Below are 22,722 nucleotides of genomic sequence, written 5' to 3'. Positions count from 1 at the left end.
CAATTTATTTTTTCAGAAAAAAAGTTGACTTCGCCCCCTCTGAATCTACAATCAGTAAAGTCGAACCATTTGAAGATGTTCTACCCGGATGTTCAAGCTAGAGATCTCTTTGCTACAATCATTTGATAACAAAAGTTGGCCGAAAAATGTTTCACCTTGACCTTGAAGTATAGTTCAACCTTTATAATGTACATATAGTAAAACAAAATAATAAAAAAGGAGTAACGATGGAGTTGATGACTAGAGGAGAACTTGCCAAAAAAACAGGAGTAAGTCCTGCCGCAATTCGTTACTATGAAGAACACAACATATTACCTGCTCCAAGACGACGTTCAAACGGTTACAGACTCTATACAGACGACTATGTTGTGAAAATTCAATTGATCAAAGATGCGAAAACGCTCGGTTATTCATTAAAGGAAATAGCAGAAATTATGGACATGCTAAGTCAAGACATAGACCTTGATACCCTAAGACAAATTGTCCATCTTAAACATGAAGAAATTGAAAAGAAAATTAAAAGCCTTCGTCTCATTCAAGACCTTTTATCTAACTTATTAAAAACCCCTGAAAAAAAAGTACAACTCTACCTGGAATCATTTCGTGTTCCAAAGCAGGATGATCAATAAACCTATTGAGTGAAGGAGAGAAAAAAATGAGTGTAGAAATGTATCATGGTGAACGTTCTAAAGAAAGTATTCAATTTGAAACATTATTCGCTTCGCAAAGTAATAAAGAGAGTTTTTCCAGTATCGAACAGACAAAAAAATTCCTCGAGCAAAAAGGAATTGAAAATACACAGCCTTATGCCATTGGGGATGATGTGAATTTAATCAGTGAGGTACAAGAGCAGACTTTCGAAGGCATGCAAGTTTTCACATTGAATGAACAAGCATCACAAAATCAAAAAGTCATTCTCTATCTACATGGTGGCGCGTGGACAAATCAGCCTTTGAATGTCCATTGGTGGTTCATGGATAAAATGGCGCAATCACTAGGTGCGAAAGTAGTCGCTCCTATTTACCCAAAAGTACCTCATTATAGCAACCAGGATACGTATCCGAAAATGCTTAACCTATATAAAGACCTTCTGAAAACTGCCGGAAGTGCCAATCAATTGACGATCATGGGAGATTCAGCTGGCGGAAACATCTCACTTGGTCTTGCGCACCTTTTAAAGAAGGAAGATCTGCCGCAGCCAAAGGATATCGTGTTACTATCTGCGTGTGTTGATATGAGTATGAGCAACCCTCTCATTTTTGAATATGCAAAAAAGGACCCGATTCTAGGTCATGAAGGAATGGAAGTCATCACTAAATTGTGGGCAGCTGATCAAAGTCTCACAGATCCATTGATCAGTCCCATATACGGCGACTTCAAAGGACTAGCGAAGATCACTCATTTTATCGGAACACATGATATGTTATATCCAGATGCCATCAAGCTTGATGAAAAATTAACAGCACAAGGAATGGACATCAAAACCTTTGTTTATCCTGAAATGCTGCATGTGTTTGTTGTCATGCCAATTCCAGAAGCGGCAGATGCTCTGAAGAAAATCATTCAAGTGATCAATCGTTAGGGATTTAGTTCACACCTAGAAAGGGTACATGTTCTGATGTAAATAGGGGAAAAGGTTGCTTATTTGAAAGCAGCCTTTTTCAATTGAATATGAAATACGTTCAAAATGGCAATTCACTACAGAACGAACGGTCTTTTGGCTGGTTAGTAAAGGAGAGTGAAGTTCAGTTCATCACCTCATGTTTGGTATAATACATACGAGCAGTGAGGCGAAAGGGGAAACGCGATGAAAACGTTTGATCTATCACAAGAAGATATCGAATTAATAGACGAAGCAAAAAAGAGGATTATCAGTCTTTATGAAGATGACAAGCATCATGTAGGGGCAGCGATCCGCATGAAAACAGGAGAAATCATATCAGCTGTCCATATAGAAGCCTATATCGGACGGGTAACTGTTTGTGCAGAAGCCATTGCGATTGGCAGCGCTTTATCGAATGGATACAAAGATTTTGATACAATCGTTGCAGTGAGACACCCTTATTCAGATGAAAAAGATAGAAGAATTAGGGTAGTCAGCCCTTGTGGCATCTGCCGAGAGCTCATTTCAGACTTTGGACCAACGTGTTTTGTCATCCTTGATATGGATGGGGAGCTGGTCAAGGTGAAAATCGAAGAACTCATTCCGCTCAAATATACTCGAAGCTGATGTACGACATAATGATAAAGTAGGAAAAGGGATGTAGCAAATGTTACATGTGATCCTTGCTACATCTAAGATGACTGAAAAATCGTTCAACAAAAGCGGCCCCATGTATGTTCTCCATATATTTCGTGTTAAAAATATACTGTTCCATTTGTTCAAGCTTCCGCAGACTCCGCACTAGTATTTTCCGATCATGGTCAGACAGAGTAGGATCATCATCTATCTTCTCTAAGGCCTTTTTCACACGTGCAGATACATGTTCAACATATAAATGGTTTTTGGAAGCTGGCGGAATACATGCCGCTAGGTCACAGCCTATAAAACGAACACCATCAAGGGTGCAGTTTTCAAAATTGGCGATCAGCTTTTGTTTGCCATTTCCCTCAAACGTTATATCTATTAGCTTACCAGCAAAGGTACAATTGACGATGTTCGCTGCCTGTAAAACACGGTCATTGAATCTACAATTAGAGAAAGTACAATCGATAAACGTAGCATTCTCCAATGTCATTCCCCTCATATCGCAGGAAGAAAATTCGCAATTGGTGAAGACAGCTTCGTTTTTGCCAATGCCCACAGAGCGCAAGTCTGAATGACTAAAAGTACGATGATCAATCGTACTACCGGCAAAAAATCTCGCATTCGTCAGATCACACGTATCAAATACAAGATGATCCAAGTGACAGCTCCAAAAAATAGGAGAACGAACATTTGAGTTGATGATTGTCGTTCTGCTAATTTTTTCGTTTTCATATCTGGCAACATCAGAAAATGTTTCGTTGTCTACTGATATACCAGACTCAAGTCTTCTCATCGCTATCACCCTATCATTTCTTCAGAATTTTTCACAGTCATGATGTCCATTCAGCCAGTTCATTTTCTCTTAGCGCTTGTCTTTGACTCAAGATTATATCACAAAACGATATGCGTTTAATGGACCTTTTGTGATATGAGGAAGGTCAGAATTCATATCAAAGATTTTCGCATTGATATCTATTATGCCAAAGCTAGTGATTCGTTTAGCGTGCACATCGTGATATGTTTCAGCGGTTTCTTTTGTTTTGAATAAGTAGATTCCCTATCGGGGTCAGCTTGTATACATTCTTTGACTGAACACTAAGGTAAATCACAAAAACCTAAACAAAATCCACCGTCATAAACAATGGGTATTTGTTTAGGTTTTTTAGCGATTGAATCGTTTACGAAGAACTAGGCATGAGACAGTAAATACTGCGAAAGCACCCGCTGATCCAGCAGCAAACACCAGCTCAGTTTGCTCTGGTTTGACTTTGAATAACAAAGGGATAGAAAGAATAAGTGCGGCACCACTAAAGCCTAATCCTAATATCAACATGGCAAACAATTTATTCATAGAAACACCTCTTACACTTAGAGTGAGAACAATGGAGCCCTACTGATCTAAGTATCATTGTTATGATTCGACAACCTTTAATCGTCCTAAATGGAGTGTATCATATGATGTTGGGCGATTGGTTTCTTTTCATGAAAACACAATCGTACAACAAACGATTTTGAACGAACACTGTTCTTTACGAACGATGTTCGTTATAATATAAATGAAATGGAATTTAAAACGATTTCCACAAAGGGATGAGGAGATGCAGAAGATGACGTCATTATCTAAGAATCAAAAGCAAATCGCTATCATCGGAGGAGGACCTGGGGGACTAACACTTGCCTTAATTTTGCAAAATTACGGTATACAAACAACCATTTATGAACGAGAGATGCATGACAAGAGCCTTGAACGAGGCGGCTCACTGGATATTCACGAAGAAACAGGTCAAAAAGCCTTAAAAGAAGCAGGAGTTTATGAGAAATTTCAAAAGAACGCCCGCTATGAAGGGGAAGATTTCCGATTACTTGATAAATCAGGAAGAATTTATTTAGATGAAGAAACGGAATCAGATCAAACAGGTACTCGCCCGGAAATTGATCGTGGTGTGTTATGTGAACTACTGTTAGAACAAATTGATGCTGAAACCATCAAATATGGATATAAACTAGAAAGATGCGTTTCATTAGAAAGTGGTATGACAGAGCTTCATTTTGAAAACGGGGTTGTCGAGACAGTTGATCTTTTAATTGGGGCAGATGGTGCTTTTTCTCGTGTGCGTCCTCTGTTAACAGATATTGAGATTGAATACTCTGGGCTCACGATGCTAGAACTGAATGTCTTAAGCGTAGAGGTGAACCACCCTGATTTAGCTGCATTTAATAAACGTGGTAAGATGTTTGCTTTGGCAGACCACAAAGGACTGATTGGGCAGTTAAACGGAGATGGCCGAATCAAAGTGTATGCAAGCCTTATGGTAGAACGCAACTGGATCGAGACTTGTGGTATACCGTTTCATCAAGCGAAAGAAGCAAAAGAACAATTATTAGCGTTATTTAGTGATTGGGATGATCAGCTGAAAAATTATATTCGTTATGCAGAAGATGCCATCATTCCAAGACGGATTTATACGCTTCCTGTCGGTTTCAAATGGAATCGTCATAAAGGAGTAACGCTTATCGGTGATGCAGCTCACGTCATGTCGCCATTCGCAGGCGAGGGTGTGAACATGGCGATGTTTGATGCAAGGGAGCTAGCACTTGCTATTGTCCGGCATCCTCATCATTTTGAAAAGGCGATTGAAGAATACGAAGACATGATGTACGAATATTCATCGAAAAAAGCTAATGAATCGGAGAATAGTTTAAAACTGTGTTTTTCAAAAGACGCTGCGGTCAAGCTTGCAGATATGATGAACTCTTTTCAAAAGGATGATGATTGATGCTCAATTTACTATTTTACTTTGACATGTTATAAAGAGAGTATGAACAATTCAAATCGTCGTATGATCAGTCGCCGGTCTCGGCCGGCTAAAGAACCCTTAAGCCGTGAGCTTATTGTGAAAACGGCCTATGAGCTTCTTAAGGAGCATGGGATAGAGGGCATGAGTATGCGTAAGGTGGCTAAAGCACTCGATACGGGACCTGCATCCTTGTATGTCTACGTGAACAATGTTCAAGAACTCAGTGCTTACGTATTGGATTATGGTCTCGGACAAATGGTCTATCCAGATTCAAAGGATAGCACATGGAAAGAACAGTTATTCGACCTATTGCATACTTATTTCCTACTGCTGTTCGAAAAACCTGGTCTCGCTGAAATTTCTCTTTCCACCATTCCACAAGGAACGAACTTTCTTCAGTTGACCGAACATCTTCTCGCTGCATTGCATGAAGGCGGGATCAAATCTACATCCGCAGCATGGGGAGTAGACCTATTGCTGTTATATGTATCTTCCGTAGCTTACGAAAAGGTCTCTTGGAAGAAACAAGGCTCTTCACAGATTTCAGACACAAAAAAAGCATTTCTTCAAGCAGACAAAACGCAGTTTCCTTTCATTCATCGTGTAAAAGAAGAAATGTTTGCAGGTGATACCGTATCAATGGAACGGTTCCGATGGGGAATTGACGTCATTTTGTATGGAATCCAGCAGGAAGACAATTAGAAAGGAGCATAAGCAAAAAGCAGTCAATGGCTGCTTTTTTTATGTGGTGATTTTCATATTTGTGATCTTGTGAGCATTACAACATATAAATAAATCTATATATTGTTTTTGTATATAAAAAATTATATAATCTAGTGGAATAAAAAAATGAGGTGCTTAGGCATGGAACATATTAAAAAGTTATTAGAGAGTTATATTCCTTTAGCAAAATCTACTGCAAAAATGTTTGGACCAAATTGTGAAGTGGTGATTCATGATTTAACGAACCCTCAAGCATCTGTCATGTTTACAGTAAATAACCATGTGACAGGAAGAGAAATCGGCCAATCATTTGATCATCTAGTCAAGACTGTATTACAATCAGAAGATTTTAAAGAAGATTATTTGGCTGGTTATACATTTGTAACAGAAGATAAGCGTACGATTCGTTCTTCGACTTCATTAATACGTGATTCAAAGCAAAAAGTAATCGGTGCTTTCTGTATCAATTTTGATGTTGAAGCACTAAATCAAATGCAGCAATTTATGGACACATTTCTTTCTACACAAGTGGAAGCTCAAGAAAAAGAAACAACATCAAATGATGATCTTGAAAATGTGGAAGAAATCGTCGATCAATTGATTCAACAGATCATTCAAAACAGTGTTCACCCAGTCATGAAACGCCATGAAAAAATTGAACTAATCAAATTTATGGATGAAAAGGGCATTTTTTTAATGAAAGGATCTGTTGAGAAGGTCGCATCTATGTTAGGCATTTCCAAAGTAACCGTCTATAGCTATTTGGATGAAATCAAAAATAAATTGAGGTAAGGAGTGTCAAAATGGAAAGCATACTCGAGGTAGGAAATCTAAAATCAAACGGACACTATGCATTCGCAACCATTCATCAAAACACGGTCTATGTTTCGGGACAATTTGCTATCAATCCCGAAACGACAGAAAAAGAGTTCGGCCCCATTGAAGAAGAAACATTACAAGCGCTTAAGAATGTGGAGATGATTGTAGAAGCTGCAGGAAGTCAAAAAGAAAAGATTTTGCGCATGACATTATACATTTCAGATATTGAATTATGGGACAAAGTAGATGCGGTTTATACCGAATTTTTCGGTGAACATAAACCAGCTCGTACGGTTGTGCCAACGAATGCATTACATTTTGGATTCAAAATTGAAATGGATGCCATTGCATATGTTTAATATATTTTTTTGCTCATTCCATATAAAAAATTATATTTCGTATAAAAAAATATTTATAGGGGTTGATGATTGATGAATCAATTGATTTGTAACCATTGCGGGGAAAAATATGAGATAACACCAACTCTATGGAAATGTGATTGTGGTGGAGTATTCAATCTAGTGAAAGATACCCCGAAAATAGACGTCGCAGCTTGGGAGCACTATCCAAATTCATTATGGCGTTATGTTGAAACCATGCCATTTCCAAAAGGTTCTAAGACGTGGGAAACTGTGACAATGGGCGAGGGCCAATCTCCTTTAATCGTTCTAGATCCTAGTGAGCCAACTACTTATGTAAAAGTTGATTATATGATGCCTACACTATCATTTAAAGACCGTGGAGCAGCTGTGTTAATGACAAAAGCTAAGGAATTAGGGGTAACAAAAGTCATTGCTGATAGCAGCGGGAATGCAGGAACGGCAATTGCTGCGTATGCTGCGCGTTGTAGTATTGCCTGTGACATCTATCTAAGTGATCAAACATCACCTAAAAAAGTGGCTCAAATAAAGGCCCACGGAGCAACGATTAAAGAAATTCATGGTACACGAGAGGACATTGCAGCTGCGGCCCAAAAGGCAGTAGACGAGGAAAACGTTTTTTATGCAAGCCATGTCTATAACCCTTATTTTTTCGAAGGTACAAAAACATATGCCTATGAAATCTATGAGCAACTAAAAGGAGCACCGGATGCTTTAATCATTCCGGTTGGAAACGGAACTCTGCTGCTCGGTGCGTATTATGGCTTTAAAGAGTTATTCGAAAATGGTCTCATTCATAAAATACCGAAAATTATTGCCGTACAAGCAAAGAACTGCGCACCACTTGTGAAAGCTTTTCAACATGCGGAGGAATCAGCAACGCCTATGACAAATAAAGGGACTGTAGCAGAAGGAATAGCTATTGCTGCCCCGGCGCGCTCCAAACAAATTTTAGAAGCTGTATACAAGACGAATGGTACGTTTATTGATATTGAAGAAGAAGAAATTCTCCATGCACGCTCTAAACTAAGTGAGAAAGGATTTTATGTAGAGGTGACATCTGCCATCAATTTTGCTGGCTACATGAAATATCAAAAGGAATCAGCAGAAAGCGTCATCATTCCTCTTTGTGGTGCAGGAATTAAATCAACATAAACCTTAGAAACCCAGATAGAATAGAGAGTTGCGTGCTCGTTGACCTATTATATGATCAATCAGGAGTGATATTAGCGAGTGTTGAAACGACCATTACAATTTGAAAACGGAGGAATGATTCGTGGGAATGGATTTTACTCATTGCGAAGCACATTTTGAAAACTTTACAGATGACATCATTCCTTTGCTTGATCTTTCGGATTCTGATAGTTACTTAATGCCAGAGGTTTGTCAGACCGTTGCAGTTAGATTGCGTCAACTGATCCGCAATTGGCCAGATGATGATATGGATAAATGAACGCTCTCCATCTGGCAGAGGGAATGGGAATGGGAATGGGAATGGAACTGGCACATCAACAAAATGAGCCTTTGGGATTTATATAAAGTAAAGAGAATCTTTACGGATCAATTGATTCTTTCCCTCAATAAAATAGAGGTCAAGGATAAAGTTCGTAAAACCATGTCTTAATTGACATGGTTTTTTGCTTGCAATAAAGTACGAAAGCGATATTATAACATATTCAAACAGCTCGACATTACACAATAACCAAAGCATAAGCAGAAAATTGGTTTGCAAAAAAATGTTGGTACTGGTAATTAAAACCCCCTAATGACTCATGATAGCATAAATCCAACAGCATGCTGGCACAAAAATGATAGCAATTATGATCCAAAAATAGAATTTCCTTAAGGTGAAATGAAAGGGGAGCATAACTAAGAATAAATTTTTGTTTAAATTCATATAATCAATTGATTATATAAGTTTTCAGTTATATACTGTTGAAGGAGTTGATAACAGGGACCGACACCCATATTTGAAAAGAGGGGGTAATCATTGTGACTGCAGATGTTTCAATTGGTGTGACACATATGTCGAATTGTTTAAAAACACTCAGTGATCAAACAAGACTGATCATGATGAAATTGTTTTTGGAGAAAGAATATTGTGTGTGTGAACTGGTAGATATGTTCGAAATGAGTCAACCAGCTATTAGTCAGCATCTACGAAAATTAAAAAAAGCTGGATTTGTCAATGAGAACAGAAAAGGGCAGTGGCGTTATTATTCAATTAATACACTGTGTCCAGAAATTGAGACGATTCGTATGATCTTAAATCAAATTAATAAAGAAGATGACCTTTTAAAAAGAATACAACAGAACGCAACAAACATTTCTTGTTCGTAAGGAGGGCTGGGTTTGAGTTTTGCCGTTTTATCATTAATCATATTTTTGTTAACTTTGGTACTGGTTATCTGGCAGCCAAGAAATTTATCCATAGGGTGGTCCGCATGTGGAGGGGCCATTTTAGCATTAATCGTAGGTGTTGTGAATGTTGACGATGTGATCACCGTGACAGGCATCGTTTGGAATGCGACTTTAGCTTTTGTCGCCATTATCGTCATTTCACTCATCCTTGATCGAATCGGCTTTTTTGAATGGGCAGCATTGCATATGGCAAAGGCTGCAAAAGGCAGTGGGCTACGTATGTTTGTGTATGTGACCATCCTTGGTGCAATCGTCGCTGCTCTATTTGCAAACGATGGTGCAGCACTTATTTTGACACCCATTGTTTTAGCCATGGTCAGAGCATTACACTTCAATGAAAAAATAGTATTCCCTTTTATTATCGCGAGTGGGTTTATTGCAGATACAACATCGCTTCCACTTGTCGTAAGTAATTTGGTGAACATTGTAACAGCCGACTATTTCAACATTACGTTTATTGAATATGCATCCAGAATGGTTGTTCCAAACCTTTTTTCATTGCTAGCGAGTATCACTGTGCTGTACCTTTTCTTTAGAAAGAGTATACCAAAACGCTATGATATGAATGAGTTAAAGCAACCTAGTGAAGCAATAAAAGATCCAAAGATGTTTAGATTATCTTGGTATATATTAGCTTTTTTATTGATTGGTTATTTTGCAAGCGAATTTTTATCTATACCTGTATCGGTCATAGCTGGTGTGATTGCCATTTTATTCTTGGTCATTGCACAAAAAAGCCCTTCTGTTCAAACAAAAAGCGTTCTAAAAGAAGCTCCCTGGGCGATCGTTTTCTTTTCCATAGGTATGTACGTTGTTGTCTATGGCATGCGTAATGCAGGGCTTACTGATGCTCTTTCTAGCGTGATTCAAGCTGTAGCAGATCAAGGTTTATTGGCAGGGACTCTTGGTATGGGGTTTATCGCAGCGATTCTTTCATCTGTCATGAATAATATGCCGACGGTCATGATCGATGCATTAGCCATATCCGGCACCGATACACAAGGAATGATGAGAGAAGCGTTAATATACGCAAATGTCATTGGTTCTGATTTAGGACCAAAAATTACGCCCATTGGCTCCTTAGCAACACTACTATGGCTTCATGTCCTTTCTCAAAAAGGTGTGAAGATTTCCTGGGGGACATATTTCAAAATAGGGGTTATTTTAACTGTACCAACGCTATTCATCACACTTTTAGCATTGTATTTCTGGCTAATGATTATACATTAAAGGAGACGATCAACATGTCAAAGAAAACAATATACTTTTTATGTACCGGTAATTCTTGCCGCAGTCAAATGGCTGAAGGTTGGGCTAAAAAATATCTTGGAGATGAGTGGAAGGTCTATAGCGCTGGTATTGAAGCTCATGGATTAAATCCGAATGCTGTAAAAGCAATGAAAGAAATAGCGATTGATATTTCTCATCAAACGTCTGACCTGATTGATCCGAAAATATTGCATCACGCTGACTTAGTCGTAACACTATGCGGGGACGCAGCTGATAAATGCCCGATGACTCCTCCTCATGTCGAGCGTGTCCATTGGGGCTTTGATGATCCAGCAAAAGCAGAAGGAACAGAAGAAGAGAAGTGGTCATTTTTCCAAAGGGTAAGAGATGAAATTGGAGATCGATTGAAACAGTTTGCTGAGACTGGAAAGTAGTGCTGCGTTTGAGTCGATTGAATATAAAATCTAATAATAAAGAGGATCAAGTCAAAGGTTCTCTTTTTGCATTAATTAATATCTAGTTTACATAATATATATTCTAGGAAGTTAAACAACAATTGAATTTTCTTTGTCTCATTATTAAGTATACTTATCTTATTGAGATAAAATAAAAAATGAAAATCCAACGGTTGATTCGTCAGATGATTCGTCAGATTTTCATTCCTCTAAATGTTTTAAGATTTTGATTGATAATGGCACCGCCGCCAATCCATACATGATGTCCAATTGTGACTGGTTTGCCGAATTCAATACCTGTTTGACGTTCTTCTGGATTTAATGGATGTCCAGCTGTATATATATGTACATTCGGACCTAACAAACAATGATCTCCAATTGTAATCTTGCAAACATCTAATAACACAGCATCAAAATTTGCAAAAAAATGCTCGCCAACCTCGATATTGTATCCATAATCACATTGTATTCTGCCTTCAAATACCACATCATCTCCGCAAGCGCCTAAAAGCTCCTTTAAAATGGCCATTCTCTGTGATGCCTCATTTGTTTGCTGATAGGCAAATGTCAATTGTCGCGCTTTTGCTCGATCTGCCATCAATGTGTGGTCATTTGGGTGATAGTATTCTCCCTTGATCATCTTTTCTTTTTCTGTTTTCATGTTCATCTCCCTTTTATTGAAACTTCATTCATCGTTTGAATGAATGCCTCGGTGAATTGTGTCGTCGTCTCATTTCCTCCTAAATCCTTCGTTTTCAAGTTCTTTTTTAAGGTCTCACCAAGAGTATGTTCGATCAGACTGGCTGTCTGTTTTAATCTTTCATCTTGATATTTCACATGTAGCCAGTTACAAAGCATCACTGTAGAAAGAATCATGCCCATTGGATTGGCGATATTTTGACCAGCAATATCCGGTGCTGAACCATGTGCCGCCTGTGCCATCGCTTGATTTTCGTTGCAATTTAATGAGGGTGCCATTCCTAAACTGCCGACTAGTTCCCCTGCAAGATCAGATAATATGTCGCCAAACATATTTTCTGTCACAATCACATCAAAATCACCTGCACGTCTCACTAAATGAGCAGCCATCGCATCAATATGAATATCCTCAACCTCCACTTGTGGATATGCTTTCGCTACCTCTTGACATGTTCGTAAAAACAAGCCAGATCCTAATTTGATCACGTTCGCTTTATGAACAATGGTGACTTTCCCCCTCCTCTCCACTGCACGTTGAAAGGCCGCGTGGGCAATACGGGTAATTGCTTTTTTTGTAAACACACCTGTAGATATGGCGACATCTGGTGTAATCATCCACTCTCCTGTCCCCTGATACATATTCCGGTCTGGATAAAAGCCTTCTGTATTTTCTCGAAAAATGACAAGGTCGACGCCACTGGCAACGCTTTTCACACCTGGCAGCGATTGCGATGGACGAATATTTGCAAATAAATCAAATGTATGACGCAGTTCTCCACTTGGATTTCTTCTTTCTTTCAATTGATCAGGATATGAAGCTGAATCATGAGGTCCTAATATCCAGCCATGGCATTTTTTCAAGGCGGCTATCGTAGATGCTGGCACTGGATCTTGATGAGAATGAATGGCTTCAGCACCGATAGGACACTCTACAAATTCCACAAATGGTTCATTGAACTGTGACAGCGCTGTCTTTAAAATACGCATACTAGAATTAACAATTTCCGGTCCAATCCCGTCTCCCTTTAAAACACCTATTCGATATGACATATGTATCGCCCCTTTTGTCTTTATTCTATCAAAGAATGATGAAGTTGGAATATTTTCTTCATGATGATCCTCCCTCATGTTATTTACGAATCAGGAAGTCTCATTTATAATCGAGTAGATTTGTTCTGTATGACTACATAGATATGAGGGATTAGATGAAATTAAAGTGGTATAAAGCGATCATTGTTATTTTTACGATGTCTGGGATCTCCATCTCCACTTGGTTTTCAAGAACACCAGAAGTGAGAGATTTGTTGCAAGCAGATACAGGCACAATGGGACTCATTTTACTCGGCCTATCTGTAGGTTCCATTGTCGGGCTGATTCTTTCCAATGTATTCGTTCGCAAAAAAGGCGGCCGAGTGGCGATTGTGGTCAGCGCTTTTTTGATGTTTATTGGATTCTCAACCCTTGCAATCGGCGCCACCCTCTCTTCTACGCTAATTGTCACTGCTGGTCTTTTTCTTTTTGGTTCAGGATCAGGCATGTGCAATGTAGCCATGAACTTAGAAGGAACGGAGATTGAGTATCAGATCAAGAGAACGATCCTGCCGATTTTGCATGCTTCTTTCAGTATTGGAACGTTAATTGGTGCAGGTGCCGGAATTCTCTTTATTTATTTAGGTGTGTCTGTCCTCATTCACCTTCTCACCATTGCACTCCTTTTCTTTCTCAGCATCCTAATTTGTACACGGTTTATTCCGCACGGGACAGGAAAAGATCCGGATGAGACGCAGACAGAATCAGTTGAGGCTTCTCAAACATCATGGCTGAACAAACGGACGATCTCATTAGCGATGATTGCCTTATGTCTCGCATTTGTAGAAGGTTCTGCAAATGATTGGATTCCACTAGCAATGGTTGATGGCTATCAGGTTTCTCATTCAATGAGTACGGTCATCTATGCATTATTTTTGTGCGGAATGATTAGTGGCAGATTACTGAGCGGACGTTTCATTGATCGCTTTGGCAGGGTGCTATTGCTAAGAATCGCGATCTTATCTGCTGCCGCCGGACTATTCTTGGTGATTTTAAAGATTTCACTCGTCGTGTGTATGATATCTATCTTTTTATGGGGACTTGGCGCGTCCTTAGGCTTCCCGCTGACCATTTCAGCAGCTGGTGATGATAGCCGCTATGCTGTCAAACGTGTCAGTATCGTCACTTTATCTGGGTATACAGCCTCTCTATCAGGGCCCCCTGTTTTAGGACTGCTCGCCAATCAAGTCGGACTGCTTCATGCGTTTATTTTTGTTCTGTTTGCCATTTGTATTGCAGGAATCTTTACAAAAGCTGTTGCAAAACCGACATCAATACATTCTTTTTGACAAGTGCCAGATCTTTGATCTCGGTACTTTTTTTAAATTTAAAAAATAAAATTGAAACCTTTCATGAAGTGAAACAGTCCTATAGATGTCTTGATGTTTAGCGCTTTTTTAAAGAGGGAAAGTAAAAAAATAAGACTTTTCAAATAACTGAAAACGTGGTAAGATCATGAAAATAAACAGGAAGGGGTGAGAAAAATGAAAAAAAATATGCTGTTAAAATTAGCAGTCTTATTCATAGCACTTGCAAGTTTTCATTTGTTCTCAATGCCTCATTCCGTTCAGGTATACCATCATGCAAAGGTGGTTGCTGATCAAGAATCACATGAAATGAAAATCGTTCAGACAGTAGGCGATGAAAAGAAACAAAAACATGTGAACGCAGTATTTGCGGCATTTACAGCACTGCTAGTCATTGGCAGTATGGCAGCTGGATTTGCACGCATCACTTATACTGATCGATTTGACCGGAAAAAGAAGCATTTACTTGCAGTGTTCTACCAGTCTTCGAATTTCCGAGTAGCTCGTGTTAACCCAACCATTTAAATCAAACAAAAATTGGGAGGTTTTACACGATGTTATTTTTCTTAAGAGTATTCATTCTAGGTCTATTCTCTGTCACTTCACTTTCTCTTTTCGTTTACCAAGGAATTGAAGTAGTGCATGCCATCACAAGCATGTTTGGCAATCACGAGAGTTAAATTGACCTCATCATAAAAAACCCCCTGCCTTACGCAGGGGGTTTTCATTTTGCTTATTTATTGTCATCTTGGTCAGATGCAGCAGGTGATAAAAGAACTTGAGTTACTTCTCCCTGCTCTTCCTCATCTAAAATAAACGATCCATTGCTATAACGATCATTTGCCCTTAGTGTGGAAATATCGAGCGGGATCGTGGCACCCTTTTCCGTATCAATCTCAAGTGTATCGTGCAGTGAAGCAGCAATCACAGCAACAATTCTGTGAGGGTTTTTCTTTAATTCTCTTAGCATGATCACTCCACGTTTTGCTCTTGATGTCTTATCAAATTCAGAGAGGTTCATCCGCTTCACAGCACCTCTTTGTGTCGTGAGAACAAGCACATTGTTCTTCGGATCAATGATTTGTCCAGAGACCACCTCGTCTCCGTCCTTCAAATTGATGCCTTTCACACCAGCCGCTCTCGGACCGACCACACTCACTTCTTCTTCATCAAACCATAATCCATAGCCATTTTTCGTTGCAATAAACAATTCTTGCTGACCTGTTGTAACATGAACATCTACAAGTTCATCGTCACCTTTTAAATTCAAGGCGACAAGCGGTTTTGAATAGCGCTGCGCTTTATATTGGAGAAGCTCTGTTTTCTTCACCATACCGCCTTTTGTGAAGAACAAGAGATACGATGATTCATCGAATTCTTTAATTGGGATCGCTTTTTGAATGGATTCATCCCGATCAATCGAAATAATATTCGTAATGTGCTGCCCCATATCTTTCCAGCGTATATCTGGCAGCTGATGAACTGGACAGTAAATGTAGCTCCCTTTATTCGTAAAGAGCAGAAGAACATCTGTTGTATTCATTTCAAACTGGTGAATCAGTCGGTCTGTATCCTTCATACCGAAGTCCTTACCGTTTGATGCAGCATATGAACGCTGGCTTGTCCGTTTGATGTATCCATCTTTTGTGACTGTGACGTACACGTCCTCTGATGCGATCATCACTTCAAGGTTAATCTTAATTTCTTCAATTTTTTCCTCAATGACGGATCGTCTTTCATCAGCATACGTCTTTTTCAACTTCTTCAAGTTGTTCGTAATGACTTTAAACAGCTTCTTCTCATTCGCTAAAATGTCTTCCAGCTCTGCAATTCGCACGTCAAGCTCTCTTGCTTCGTCTCTTAGTTGAGTGATATCTGTATTTGTTAAACGATATAACTGGAGAGAAACAATCGCTTCTGATTGAGCTTCTGTAAAATCATATTTCTCCATCAAATTGTTTTTCGCATCACGCTTATCATTAGACGAACGAATCGTCGCAATGACTTCATCTAAAATGGAAAGAGCTTTAATTAATCCATCTACAATATGATGACGTTCTTTTGCTTTTCGAAGCTCGTATGCTGAGCGGTTCGTCACCACTTCTTTTTGATGAGCAATGTAAGCGTCTAGTACAGTTGTAAGCGTCATTAAAGTCGGTCTTCTGTTATGTATCGCGACCATATTAAAGTTATATGGGATTTGCAGATCAGAATTTTTATATAAGAAATTCAAGACACCATTCGCATCCGCTTCTTTTTTCAGCTCTACAACAATCCGAAGGCCGGTACGATCCGTCTCATCCCGAACCTCAGAAATTCCTTCTACTTTTCTTTCAATGCGGAACTCGTCCATCTTTTTGACAAGATTGGCCTTATTCACTTCATAAGGAATTTCTGTGATCACGATTTGCTGGCGTCCACCACGAATGGTTTCAATCTCCGCTTTTCCGCGAATCATAATCTTTCCTTTACCTGTTTCATATGCCTTCTTAATACCATCCACACCTTGAATGATCCCGCCTGTTGGGAAATCTGGTCCTTTGATGACTGTCATTAAATCCTCAACCGTACAATGCGGCTGTTCGATTCGCTTAATCACGCCATCAATCACTTCTCCTAGATGGTGCGGCGGAATATCAGTCGCATAACCGGCTGAAATCCCTGTTGACCCGTTCACAAGAAGGTTGGGAAACATCGCTGGTAAGACAACAGGCTCTTTGCTTGTATCATCAAAGTTCGCGACAAATTCGACTGTCTCCTTGTCGAGGTCCTTTAAAAGCTCTGATGCAATGGCAGAAAGCCTTGCTTCCGTATAACGCATGGCAGCAGGAGGATCTCCGTCGATACTCCCGTTATTTCCATGCATCTCAATCAGCACATTTCGCACTTTCCAATCCTGGCTCATTCTCACCATTGCTTCATAAACAGAAGAATCACCATGCGGATGATAGTTACCAATGACGTTACCGACTGTTTTGGCAGCTTTACGGAAGTTTTTATCTTGTGTATTTCCTTCCGCATACATTGCATATAAAATTCTTCGTTGTACAGGCTTTAATCCATCACGTGCATCTGGAAGTGCACGATCTTGGATAATATATTTACTATAGCGACCAAAACGGTCCCCAATCACTTCTTCTAACGGTAAATCATGAAATCGTTCTTGTTGTGCCATGTTTAAACCTCCTCAGCTAGCGACAAGTTTTCATTTTCAAGAATGTTGCTTTCCTCATCAAGTCCAAAGGCGACATTCTTTTCAATCCATTTACGGCGTGGTTCTACTTTGTCACCCATCAGTGTCGTGACGCGGCGCTCCACTCGTGCAGCATCATCGATCTTCACCCTGACAAGCGTTCTCGACTCTGGATTCATTGTCGTTTCCCATAGCTGGTCGGCATTCATTTCACCTAAACCTTTATAGCGCTGAATCGTATATCCTTTTCCAACTTTCTTTAGTACGTCATCCATTTCTTCATCAGACCAAGCATATTCAATGACTTCTTTCTTCCCTGAGCCTTTGCTAACTTTATATAAAGGCGGAAGGGCAATGAATACTTTGCCATGCTCAATCAGCGGCTTCATATAGCGGTAGAAGAATGTAAGCAATAGAACCTGAATATGTGCTCCATCTGTATCAGCATCTGTCATGATGACAATTTTGTCATAATTGATGTCTTCTACATTAAAATCGACACCAACCCCGCCGCCAATAGCATGGATAATGGTGTTGATTTCTTCGTTTTTGAAAATATCCGCAAGCTTTGCTTTCTCTGTATTAATGACCTTTCCTCGAAGCGGCAGCACCGCTTGGAATTTCCGGTCACGTCCTTGCTTGGCTGATCCACCCGCTGAGTCACCCTCTACTAGATACAGTTCATTTCTTGCCGGGTTTCTAGATTGAGCAGGTGTTAATTTTCCGCTTAGTGTCGCTTCAGACTTTTTCCGTTTCTTGCCGCTTCTTGCTTCTTCTCTTGCTTTTCTAGCCGCTTCTCTTGCCTGCTGCGCTTTAATCGCTTTTTTCACAAGCAGTGTCGCCGTTTCGCGGTTTTCTTCAAGGAAATAAGCCAATTTTTCAGAAATCACGGCATCAACAGCTGACCTTGCCTCACTCGTTCCAAGCTTTCCTTTTGTTTGTCCTTCAAATTGAAGAAGTTCTTCAGGAATTCTGACAGAAATAACAGCTGACAGGCCTTCACGAATATCCGTACCTTCTAAATTTTTGTCTTTTTCTTTTAAAAGGGTCACTTTGCGTGCATATTCATTAAAGGCTCTCGTCATGGCCGTTTTTGCACCAGACTCATGCGTACCGCCATCTTTGGTTCTTACGTTATTGACGAACGACAAAATATTTTCTGAATATCCGTCGTTAAATTGAAAGGCAAAATCGACTTCAATGGACTGATGTTCGCCTTCAAACGAAACGACTTCACTAAGTACATCCTTTTCCTCGTTTAAATAAGCAACGAACGCTTCAATACCTGTCTCATAATAAAAGGTTTCCTGCACATCATGGCGCTCATCAATCAGCTCTATTTTTAACCCTTTTAATAAAAAGGCTGATTCTCTTAAACGCTCTGATAATGTATCAAAATTATAGGTGGTGACACTGAACATCGTTGGATCTGGCTTAAAATGAATCAGTGTACCGGTCTTTTTCGTTTTCCCGATTTTTTCAAGTGATGTGACTGGCTTTCCGCCATGTTCAAAGCGCTGGTGATAAATAAATCCATCGCGTTCTATCGTCACGGTGAGCCACTCTGAAAGTGCGTTCACAACGGACGCCCCAACTCCGTGAAGTCCACCACTTGTTTTATAACCGCCCTGACCAAATTTTCCGCCTGCGTGCAGGACCGTTAAAATGATTTCTGGTGTCGGTTTTCCAAGCTTATGCATACCAGTAGGCATTCCGCGCCCTTTATCTTGGACGGAAATGCTGTTATCTTTATGTATTTTGACAATGATATGATCTCCATGGCCAGCGAGCACTTCATCGACAGAGTTGTCTACAATCTCATAGACAAGGTGATGAAGACCGCGTGAATCCGTCGATCCAATATACATCCCTGGGCGTTTACGGACCGCTTCAAGCCCCTCTAGCACCTGAATAGAATCATCGTTATAATCTACTTGCTGCTTTTTAACCAAATGCTTAATCCCCTTTCACTAACAAACATAACCGGCTAATCATCAATGATCTCTCTAGATTTTAATGATGATCATGCTGCTCATTACTGTCCACTTTAATAAGCTGCATCATCACCATGCATGTGTGATTCAGCGATACATGCTCTTTTGCACGGTTATGAGAATGTTCTACATTCTGCAATCAGAACTAGAAGTCCATTATAAACAAGACTGTTTCATAAGCCAAATGCAATCATATGATGGTTTTAGCAAAACAGAACAAATGTTCTATATTTATCTTATCGCTCTTTTTCTCGATATGCAAGGTCACCGATAGGTCCCTGTCGCCTTATTTTATCGCTTTCTTCTAGAATCGCAAATATATTTCTGCAACAAAAAAGCAAAAATCCTTGAAAAACCAAGGATTTTTGACGATTTAATGAGTTTTTGTCATCGCATGAGCCACTTTGATACATAAATCCATGATGGCGACCTTGCCATTTTCCTCAATCAGCCTTTTTGCCTCTTCATGATATACGCCTTGCTGCGCCCAAAAAACAGGTGCGTCTATTTCAAGAAATTCTTTCGCCACCTCAGGCAAAAACTCTGAACGTCTAAAGACATTGACGATATCAACAGGCCCTTCTATGTCTTTTAAAGAGGCGACCGCTTTTACCCCAAGTGCTTCATCAATCGTTGGATTGACAGGAATGATGTCATAACCGGCATCTTGCATGGCTTTTGAAACCATATAGGACGTTCGGTGCGGCTGATCTGACAAACCTACAACTGCAATTCGCTTACTGCTTTTTAATATACGCCCAATTTCTTGTTTTGAAGGATGTTTCATCCAGACACTCCTTTTCTTCTATTTTAGCGAATTTCTTGTTAAAAACAAAGCTGAATTCATCGGCCATCGTTTTTTTCAAAAAAAGATCGCCATGTTTTTCATAAGATCATGTTAAAATGTAAGACAAGAGGGAGAATATAAAGGAGTTATGCAGATGTTAATTGCTTTGATGTTTATTTTGGCTTATCTTCTCGGCAGTATTCCATCAGGTCTCATTGTCGGGAAAGCTGCAAAGGGAATCGATATCCGTGAACATGGCAGCGGGAACCTAGGTGCGACGAATGCATTCCGTACACTAGGTGTGAAAGCAGGGTCCATCGTTATCACTGCTGATATTTTAAAAGGGACTCTTGCTTCTGCTTTACCGTTTTTCATGCAACTGGACATTCATCCCTTATTAGCAGGAGTTGCTGCTGTTATCGGTCACAGCTTTCCTGTCTTTGCAAAATTTAAAGGGGGAAAAGCGGTCGCTACATCAGGCGGCGTGCTGTTATTTTATGCCCCGTTCTTATTTATCACGATGATCGCTGCTTTTTTCTTATTTTTATACATTAGTAAATATGTTTCATTATCATCTATGCTGACTGGGATCTACACATTCATTTACAGCATATTCACCCAAGATCTATTTTTAATTATTGTTGTTGCCGTTCTTGCTGGCTTTGTGATCTTCAGACACATCGCCAACCTCAAACGAATTCTCAACAAAACTGAACCGAAAATCAAATGGCTTTAGCCGTTTCATCAATTTAAATATGTGGTAAAAGTAAAGAAAAGCTGTTTTTGCATCCTGCATTTAAAAACAGCATGACTTCAAAAAGGGGCGATCACATTGAAATTAACGATAAAAGATGATGCACTCAATTGGTACAAGAATGAACTGGATTTAGAAAAAGGTGATCATGTTCGCTTTTTTGTCAGATATGGCGGGTGCAGTAATGTACAAAAAGGCTTTTCTCTCGGCGTCGCAAAAGATGAACCTCAAAATGCCGGCGCAACCGCTGAAGTAGAAGGCATTACTTTCTTCGTGGAAGAAAGTGATATTTGGTATTTTGACAACCATGATCTGCATATTGATTATAACGAGTCCGTGAAAGAACCAGAATTTCATTATGAATAAACAAAAAAGATACCTCATCCCTCGGGTATCTTTTTTGTTTATCACTCAATATAAAGTCCATACTCCTGAATGTTTCCTAACGACCGCTCTTTTTGTAAAATCCGTTTTTGCGAATCACCGATGAGATCAAAATGAGGAAAACCTTCGCGAACATGAATCCATTCTTTCTTTAATCCATGCTTTTGTCCCCAAGCGATTAATTGCTCCATATCCTGACAGGCTGCCTTTGTGACAGTATTCGCATGCGGAAAACGGTCATCAAGCCAATAGTGTGTCAAAAAGGCCACATTCCCTTGCCGAACAGCTGATTTCCAAGCATGTAGATCCTTTCTTTTAATTCCAAATGCCATGAATCAAACCTGCTTCTTGGACTGTTCGTATACGCTGTGCCATGCAGGGAAAGCTTTTCTAAATTGAATCGGTCTAAAGGTTTCTTTGTCCACACAAATATGTGAGGTGGTCCCTGTAATAGCCGTTTGTCCATCAGGTTTTTGTATTTCATAGCCATACACTGTTTTCACGCCGTTATATTCTTCAATCCATGTGTGAACTGTAGCCGTTTCACCGTACAGTAGTGGTTTCTTATATTGAACCTGAAGATCGACAACAGGTGCAAGGACACCGTCTGCCTCTAACTGGGCATAGGAAAAGCCTAATTCTTTAATTAACGCTGTTCTGCCGACTTCCATCCAGATTAAATAGTTGGCATGATACACAATACCCATTTGATCTGTTTCTGCATAACGGACTTCTATTTCTTTTTTAGATACATACACGTTTTCATCGCTCTCCTATCAAAACCTAACGTCTCTGACATTTTACCACATTCCAAATGGTTCTTCTAAAAAGAGGCAATAAAATAAACCAGGAATCCCTGGTTTATTCAGTGTAACCGCTCTTTCTTGCTGCTTCCTCGTCCTTTATTTCAGAACGCATTGCGTCAATACTTGTTCTACGGTTTTCATTTTTTTGCTTGATCATCTGCTTTTCTTCCTCTGTTGAAAGACCCATTGCTGCTTCAGATTCATCAATATTTTCAAGTGTGTTTTCGATCATATCCTGCAGCTTCTCAACATTATCAGAACGATCATCTGGATTGGATTGATATGACTTGTCATTCATCATGCTTCCCTCCTATTATTCGCCCTTCGTCTGTATCACATCAGGCTGTTCATTCGATTTATTATGCATCTTTTTGCCTTTATTTCGTTTGTATGCTACAGGTTTTGTCCCTAAATGGTCTGGTGTAAACTGCGCTTGTTTATCATGCTCTCTACCCATCATTCATCCCTCCCTCTTCTTTAGGATGAACGAAAAAGGTCAAATCATAACTTATTTCTGTCTAAATCGCTCTTCCAACTTTTCTTCAAGCTGGTTTAAAAATTCCTCATTGCTTAATAATTCTTTTTTATTTTCAAGCACAAGTTCTTCAAAAGTACGGCGCTTTCTTCGTCTCATT

The 22,722-nt window shown here is 39.6% G+C and carries 30 protein-coding genes; 17 read left to right on the top strand and 13 right to left on the bottom strand.

Annotated features, from left to right (window positions below; translation table 11 throughout):
• Positions 1 to 227 precede the first annotated feature (227 nt).
• The 3 genes from ACTJJD_RS07000 to ACTJJD_RS06990 all read left to right on the top strand — a co-directional run bounded on the left by ACTJJD_RS07000 (position 228) and on the right by ACTJJD_RS06990 (position 2,230).
• A complete protein-coding gene (locus ACTJJD_RS07000; protein ID WP_017359557.1) occupies positions 228 to 629 on the top strand; it encodes a MerR family transcriptional regulator in 402 nt (133 codons plus the stop codon).
• Between the two features lie 26 nt (positions 630 to 655).
• Positions 656 to 1,582, top strand: coding sequence for an alpha/beta hydrolase fold domain-containing protein (locus tag ACTJJD_RS06995; protein ID WP_079920340.1), 927 nt, complete (start codon positions 656 to 658; stop codon positions 1,580 to 1,582).
• Positions 1,583 to 1,807: 225 nt separating this feature from the next.
• On the top strand, positions 1,808 to 2,230 hold the full coding sequence (locus ACTJJD_RS06990) for a cytidine deaminase (RefSeq protein WP_270107717.1): 423 nt from the start codon (positions 1,808 to 1,810) through the stop codon (positions 2,228 to 2,230).
• A gap of 43 nt (positions 2,231 to 2,273) precedes the next feature.
• Here ACTJJD_RS06990 and ACTJJD_RS06985 read toward each other — a convergent pair whose 3' ends face one another.
• The 3 genes from ACTJJD_RS06985 to ACTJJD_RS06975 all read right to left on the bottom strand — a co-directional run bounded on the left by ACTJJD_RS06985 (position 2,274) and on the right by ACTJJD_RS06975 (position 3,599).
• Positions 2,274 to 3,041: a pentapeptide repeat-containing protein gene (locus ACTJJD_RS06985; RefSeq protein ID WP_440608224.1), complete on the bottom strand. Its 768-nt coding sequence runs from the start codon at positions 3,039 to 3,041 to the stop codon at positions 2,274 to 2,276.
• Between the two features lie 93 nt (positions 3,042 to 3,134).
• Positions 3,135 to 3,302: a YdhR family protein gene (locus ACTJJD_RS06980; RefSeq protein WP_440608244.1), complete on the bottom strand. Its 168-nt coding sequence runs from the start codon at positions 3,300 to 3,302 to the stop codon at positions 3,135 to 3,137.
• A gap of 108 nt (positions 3,303 to 3,410) precedes the next feature.
• On the bottom strand, positions 3,411 to 3,599 hold the full coding sequence (locus ACTJJD_RS06975) for a hypothetical protein (protein WP_282833675.1): 189 nt from the start codon (positions 3,597 to 3,599) through the stop codon (positions 3,411 to 3,413).
• 256 nt (positions 3,600 to 3,855) lie between these two features.
• On the opposite strand from ACTJJD_RS06975, the gene ACTJJD_RS06970 reads away from it, so the two are divergent.
• From ACTJJD_RS06970 to arsC, 9 genes are all read left to right on the top strand, one after another.
• The gene (locus tag ACTJJD_RS06970) at positions 3,856 to 5,025 is read left to right on the top strand and encodes an FAD-dependent oxidoreductase (RefSeq protein WP_282833674.1); all 1,170 of its coding nucleotides are present in this window, start codon (positions 3,856 to 3,858) and stop codon (positions 5,023 to 5,025) included.
• A gap of 63 nt (positions 5,026 to 5,088) precedes the next feature.
• Positions 5,089 to 5,748, top strand: a complete 660-nt coding sequence (locus tag ACTJJD_RS06965) for a TetR/AcrR family transcriptional regulator (RefSeq protein WP_046343660.1) — start codon at positions 5,089 to 5,091, stop codon at positions 5,746 to 5,748.
• Positions 5,749 to 5,910: 162 nt separating this feature from the next.
• On the top strand, positions 5,911 to 6,561 hold the full coding sequence (locus tag ACTJJD_RS06960; RefSeq protein ID WP_281215193.1) for a helix-turn-helix transcriptional regulator: 651 nt from the start codon (positions 5,911 to 5,913) through the stop codon (positions 6,559 to 6,561).
• 11 nt (positions 6,562 to 6,572) lie between these two features.
• Positions 6,573 to 6,947, top strand: a complete 375-nt coding sequence (locus tag ACTJJD_RS06955) for a RidA family protein (protein ID WP_440608223.1) — start codon at positions 6,573 to 6,575, stop codon at positions 6,945 to 6,947.
• A gap of 72 nt (positions 6,948 to 7,019) precedes the next feature.
• The gene (locus ACTJJD_RS06950) at positions 7,020 to 8,123 is read left to right on the top strand and encodes a threonine synthase (protein ID WP_440608222.1); all 1,104 of its coding nucleotides are present in this window, start codon (positions 7,020 to 7,022) and stop codon (positions 8,121 to 8,123) included.
• A 121-nt stretch (positions 8,124 to 8,244) separates the two neighbouring features.
• On the top strand, positions 8,245 to 8,421 hold the full coding sequence (locus ACTJJD_RS06945; RefSeq protein ID WP_440608245.1) for a hypothetical protein: 177 nt from the start codon (positions 8,245 to 8,247) through the stop codon (positions 8,419 to 8,421).
• 572 nt (positions 8,422 to 8,993) lie between these two features.
• Positions 8,994 to 9,308: an ArsR/SmtB family transcription factor gene (locus ACTJJD_RS06940; protein WP_173408458.1), complete on the top strand. Its 315-nt coding sequence runs from the start codon at positions 8,994 to 8,996 to the stop codon at positions 9,306 to 9,308.
• 12 nt (positions 9,309 to 9,320) lie between these two features.
• Positions 9,321 to 10,619 carry an arsenic transporter gene (locus ACTJJD_RS06935; RefSeq protein WP_440608221.1) on the top strand — a complete coding sequence of 433 codons (1,299 nt, stop codon included), beginning with the start codon at positions 9,321 to 9,323 and terminating at the stop codon, positions 10,617 to 10,619.
• 14 nt (positions 10,620 to 10,633) lie between these two features.
• Positions 10,634 to 11,053: an arsenate reductase (thioredoxin) gene (gene arsC / locus ACTJJD_RS06930; protein WP_098680458.1), complete on the top strand. Its 420-nt coding sequence runs from the start codon at positions 10,634 to 10,636 to the stop codon at positions 11,051 to 11,053.
• A 214-nt stretch (positions 11,054 to 11,267) separates the two neighbouring features.
• Here the strand turns inward: arsC and ACTJJD_RS06925 are convergent, their stop codons facing one another.
• On the bottom strand, positions 11,268 to 11,735 hold the full coding sequence (locus tag ACTJJD_RS06925; RefSeq protein ID WP_440608220.1) for a sugar O-acetyltransferase: 468 nt from the start codon (positions 11,733 to 11,735) through the stop codon (positions 11,268 to 11,270).
• A gap of 2 nt (positions 11,736 to 11,737) precedes the next feature.
• A complete protein-coding gene (locus ACTJJD_RS06920) occupies positions 11,738 to 12,901 on the bottom strand; it encodes an isocitrate/isopropylmalate dehydrogenase family protein (RefSeq protein ID WP_046527313.1) in 1,164 nt (387 codons plus the stop codon).
• A 77-nt stretch (positions 12,902 to 12,978) separates the two neighbouring features.
• Here ACTJJD_RS06920 and ACTJJD_RS06915 point away from each other — a divergent pair, with 77 nt between their 5' ends.
• From ACTJJD_RS06915 to ACTJJD_RS06905, 3 genes are all read left to right on the top strand, one after another.
• A complete protein-coding gene (locus ACTJJD_RS06915; protein WP_440608219.1) occupies positions 12,979 to 14,151 on the top strand; it encodes an MFS transporter in 1,173 nt (390 codons plus the stop codon).
• Positions 14,152 to 14,346: 195 nt separating this feature from the next.
• Positions 14,347 to 14,694, top strand: a complete 348-nt coding sequence (locus tag ACTJJD_RS06910) for a hypothetical protein (RefSeq protein ID WP_366963174.1) — start codon at positions 14,347 to 14,349, stop codon at positions 14,692 to 14,694.
• A 29-nt stretch (positions 14,695 to 14,723) separates the two neighbouring features.
• Positions 14,724 to 14,849, top strand: coding sequence for a hypothetical protein (locus ACTJJD_RS06905; protein ID WP_008343787.1), 126 nt, complete (start codon positions 14,724 to 14,726; stop codon positions 14,847 to 14,849).
• Between the two features lie 53 nt (positions 14,850 to 14,902).
• Here ACTJJD_RS06905 and parC read toward each other — a convergent pair whose 3' ends face one another.
• The 3 genes from parC to ACTJJD_RS06890 form a co-directional block, all read right to left on the bottom strand.
• Positions 14,903 to 17,344 (bottom strand): DNA topoisomerase IV subunit A, encoded by a 2,442-nt coding sequence (parC, locus tag ACTJJD_RS06900; protein ID WP_048001482.1) that lies wholly within the window; start codon positions 17,342 to 17,344, stop codon positions 14,903 to 14,905.
• Between the two features lie 2 nt (positions 17,345 to 17,346).
• Positions 17,347 to 19,314 carry a DNA topoisomerase IV subunit B gene (parE, locus tag ACTJJD_RS06895; RefSeq protein ID WP_007499323.1) on the bottom strand — a complete coding sequence of 656 codons (1,968 nt, stop codon included), beginning with the start codon at positions 19,312 to 19,314 and terminating at the stop codon, positions 17,347 to 17,349.
• A gap of 415 nt (positions 19,315 to 19,729) precedes the next feature.
• The gene (locus ACTJJD_RS06890) at positions 19,730 to 20,143 is read right to left on the bottom strand and encodes a CoA-binding protein (RefSeq protein ID WP_429617395.1); all 414 of its coding nucleotides are present in this window, start codon (positions 20,141 to 20,143) and stop codon (positions 19,730 to 19,732) included.
• A 154-nt stretch (positions 20,144 to 20,297) separates the two neighbouring features.
• Here ACTJJD_RS06890 and plsY point away from each other — a divergent pair, with 154 nt between their 5' ends.
• Both plsY and ACTJJD_RS06880 read left to right on the top strand, forming a co-directional pair.
• Positions 20,298 to 20,879, top strand: a complete 582-nt coding sequence (gene plsY, locus ACTJJD_RS06885; protein WP_008343794.1) for a glycerol-3-phosphate 1-O-acyltransferase PlsY — start codon at positions 20,298 to 20,300, stop codon at positions 20,877 to 20,879.
• A gap of 96 nt (positions 20,880 to 20,975) precedes the next feature.
• A complete protein-coding gene (locus tag ACTJJD_RS06880) occupies positions 20,976 to 21,263 on the top strand; it encodes a HesB/YadR/YfhF family protein (protein ID WP_008343795.1) in 288 nt (95 codons plus the stop codon).
• A gap of 41 nt (positions 21,264 to 21,304) precedes the next feature.
• Here the strand turns inward: ACTJJD_RS06880 and ACTJJD_RS06875 are convergent, their stop codons facing one another.
• The 5 genes from ACTJJD_RS06875 to ACTJJD_RS06855 form a co-directional block, all read right to left on the bottom strand.
• Positions 21,305 to 21,613 (bottom strand): hypothetical protein, encoded by a 309-nt coding sequence (locus ACTJJD_RS06875; protein ID WP_008343798.1) that lies wholly within the window; start codon positions 21,611 to 21,613, stop codon positions 21,305 to 21,307.
• A gap of 3 nt (positions 21,614 to 21,616) precedes the next feature.
• Positions 21,617 to 22,039 carry an acyl-CoA thioesterase gene (locus tag ACTJJD_RS06870; RefSeq protein WP_008343800.1) on the bottom strand — a complete coding sequence of 141 codons (423 nt, stop codon included), beginning with the start codon at positions 22,037 to 22,039 and terminating at the stop codon, positions 21,617 to 21,619.
• A 103-nt stretch (positions 22,040 to 22,142) separates the two neighbouring features.
• Positions 22,143 to 22,385: a small acid-soluble spore protein Tlp gene (gene tlp, locus ACTJJD_RS06865; RefSeq protein ID WP_017359579.1), complete on the bottom strand. Its 243-nt coding sequence runs from the start codon at positions 22,383 to 22,385 to the stop codon at positions 22,143 to 22,145.
• A gap of 15 nt (positions 22,386 to 22,400) precedes the next feature.
• Positions 22,401 to 22,544, bottom strand: a complete 144-nt coding sequence (locus tag ACTJJD_RS06860; RefSeq protein ID WP_008357830.1) for an acid-soluble spore protein N — start codon at positions 22,542 to 22,544, stop codon at positions 22,401 to 22,403.
• A gap of 51 nt (positions 22,545 to 22,595) precedes the next feature.
• Positions 22,596 to 22,721 carry an FbpB family small basic protein gene (locus ACTJJD_RS06855; RefSeq protein ID WP_003211002.1) on the bottom strand — a complete coding sequence of 42 codons (126 nt, stop codon included), beginning with the start codon at positions 22,719 to 22,721 and terminating at the stop codon, positions 22,596 to 22,598.
• Position 22,722: the final 1 nt, after the last annotated feature.

It is taken from the genome of Bacillus sp. 22446 (assembly GCF_052044955.1).
Lineage (GTDB): Bacteria > Bacillota > Bacilli > Bacillales > Bacillaceae > Bacillus > Bacillus altitudinis.
This window is presented reverse-complemented; position numbering and strand designations above follow the sequence as displayed.

Coding starts and splice junctions, on each gene's coding strand:
- ACTJJD_RS06860 (WP_008357830.1), bottom strand. CDS start 22,544: ATGGGTAGAGAGCATGATAAACAAGCGCAGTTTACACCAGACCATTTA.
- ACTJJD_RS07000 (WP_017359557.1), top strand. CDS start 228: ATGGAGTTGATGACTAGAGGAGAACTTGCCAAAAAAACAGGAGTAAGT.
- ACTJJD_RS06990 (WP_270107717.1), top strand. CDS start 1,808: ATGAAAACGTTTGATCTATCACAAGAAGATATCGAATTAATAGACGAA.
- ACTJJD_RS06965 (WP_046343660.1), top strand. CDS start 5,089: ATGATCAGTCGCCGGTCTCGGCCGGCTAAAGAACCCTTAAGCCGTGAG.
- ACTJJD_RS06920 (WP_046527313.1), bottom strand. CDS start 12,901: ATGAGGGAGGATCATCATGAAGAAAATATTCCAACTTCATCATTCTTT.
- plsY (WP_008343794.1), top strand. CDS start 20,298: ATGTTAATTGCTTTGATGTTTATTTTGGCTTATCTTCTCGGCAGTATT.
- ACTJJD_RS06955 (WP_440608223.1), top strand. CDS start 6,573: ATGGAAAGCATACTCGAGGTAGGAAATCTAAAATCAAACGGACACTAT.
- ACTJJD_RS06905 (WP_008343787.1), top strand. CDS start 14,724: ATGTTATTTTTCTTAAGAGTATTCATTCTAGGTCTATTCTCTGTCACT.
- ACTJJD_RS06875 (WP_008343798.1), bottom strand. CDS start 21,613: ATGGCATTTGGAATTAAAAGAAAGGATCTACATGCTTGGAAATCAGCT.
- ACTJJD_RS06985 (WP_440608224.1), bottom strand. CDS start 3,041: ATGAGAAGACTTGAGTCTGGTATATCAGTAGACAACGAAACATTTTCT.
- parC (WP_048001482.1), bottom strand. CDS start 17,344: ATGGCACAACAAGAACGATTTCATGATTTACCGTTAGAAGAAGTGATT.
- ACTJJD_RS06970 (WP_282833674.1), top strand. CDS start 3,856: ATGACGTCATTATCTAAGAATCAAAAGCAAATCGCTATCATCGGAGGA.
- ACTJJD_RS06910 (WP_366963174.1), top strand. CDS start 14,347: ATGAAAAAAAATATGCTGTTAAAATTAGCAGTCTTATTCATAGCACTT.
- ACTJJD_RS06855 (WP_003211002.1), bottom strand. CDS start 22,721: ATGAGACGAAGAAAGCGCCGTACTTTTGAAGAACTTGTGCTTGAAAAT.
- ACTJJD_RS06925 (WP_440608220.1), bottom strand. CDS start 11,735: ATGAAAACAGAAAAAGAAAAGATGATCAAGGGAGAATACTATCACCCA.
- tlp (WP_017359579.1), bottom strand. CDS start 22,385: ATGAATGACAAGTCATATCAATCCAATCCAGATGATCGTTCTGATAAT.
- ACTJJD_RS06995 (WP_079920340.1), top strand. CDS start 656: ATGAGTGTAGAAATGTATCATGGTGAACGTTCTAAAGAAAGTATTCAA.
- ACTJJD_RS06890 (WP_429617395.1), bottom strand. CDS start 20,143: ATGAAACATCCTTCAAAACAAGAAATTGGGCGTATATTAAAAAGCAGT.
- ACTJJD_RS06975 (WP_282833675.1), bottom strand. CDS start 3,599: ATGAATAAATTGTTTGCCATGTTGATATTAGGATTAGGCTTTAGTGGT.
- ACTJJD_RS06940 (WP_173408458.1), top strand. CDS start 8,994: ATGTCGAATTGTTTAAAAACACTCAGTGATCAAACAAGACTGATCATG.
- ACTJJD_RS06915 (WP_440608219.1), top strand. CDS start 12,979: ATGAAATTAAAGTGGTATAAAGCGATCATTGTTATTTTTACGATGTCT.
- ACTJJD_RS06960 (WP_281215193.1), top strand. CDS start 5,911: ATGGAACATATTAAAAAGTTATTAGAGAGTTATATTCCTTTAGCAAAA.
- ACTJJD_RS06950 (WP_440608222.1), top strand. CDS start 7,020: ATGAATCAATTGATTTGTAACCATTGCGGGGAAAAATATGAGATAACA.
- arsC (WP_098680458.1), top strand. CDS start 10,634: ATGTCAAAGAAAACAATATACTTTTTATGTACCGGTAATTCTTGCCGC.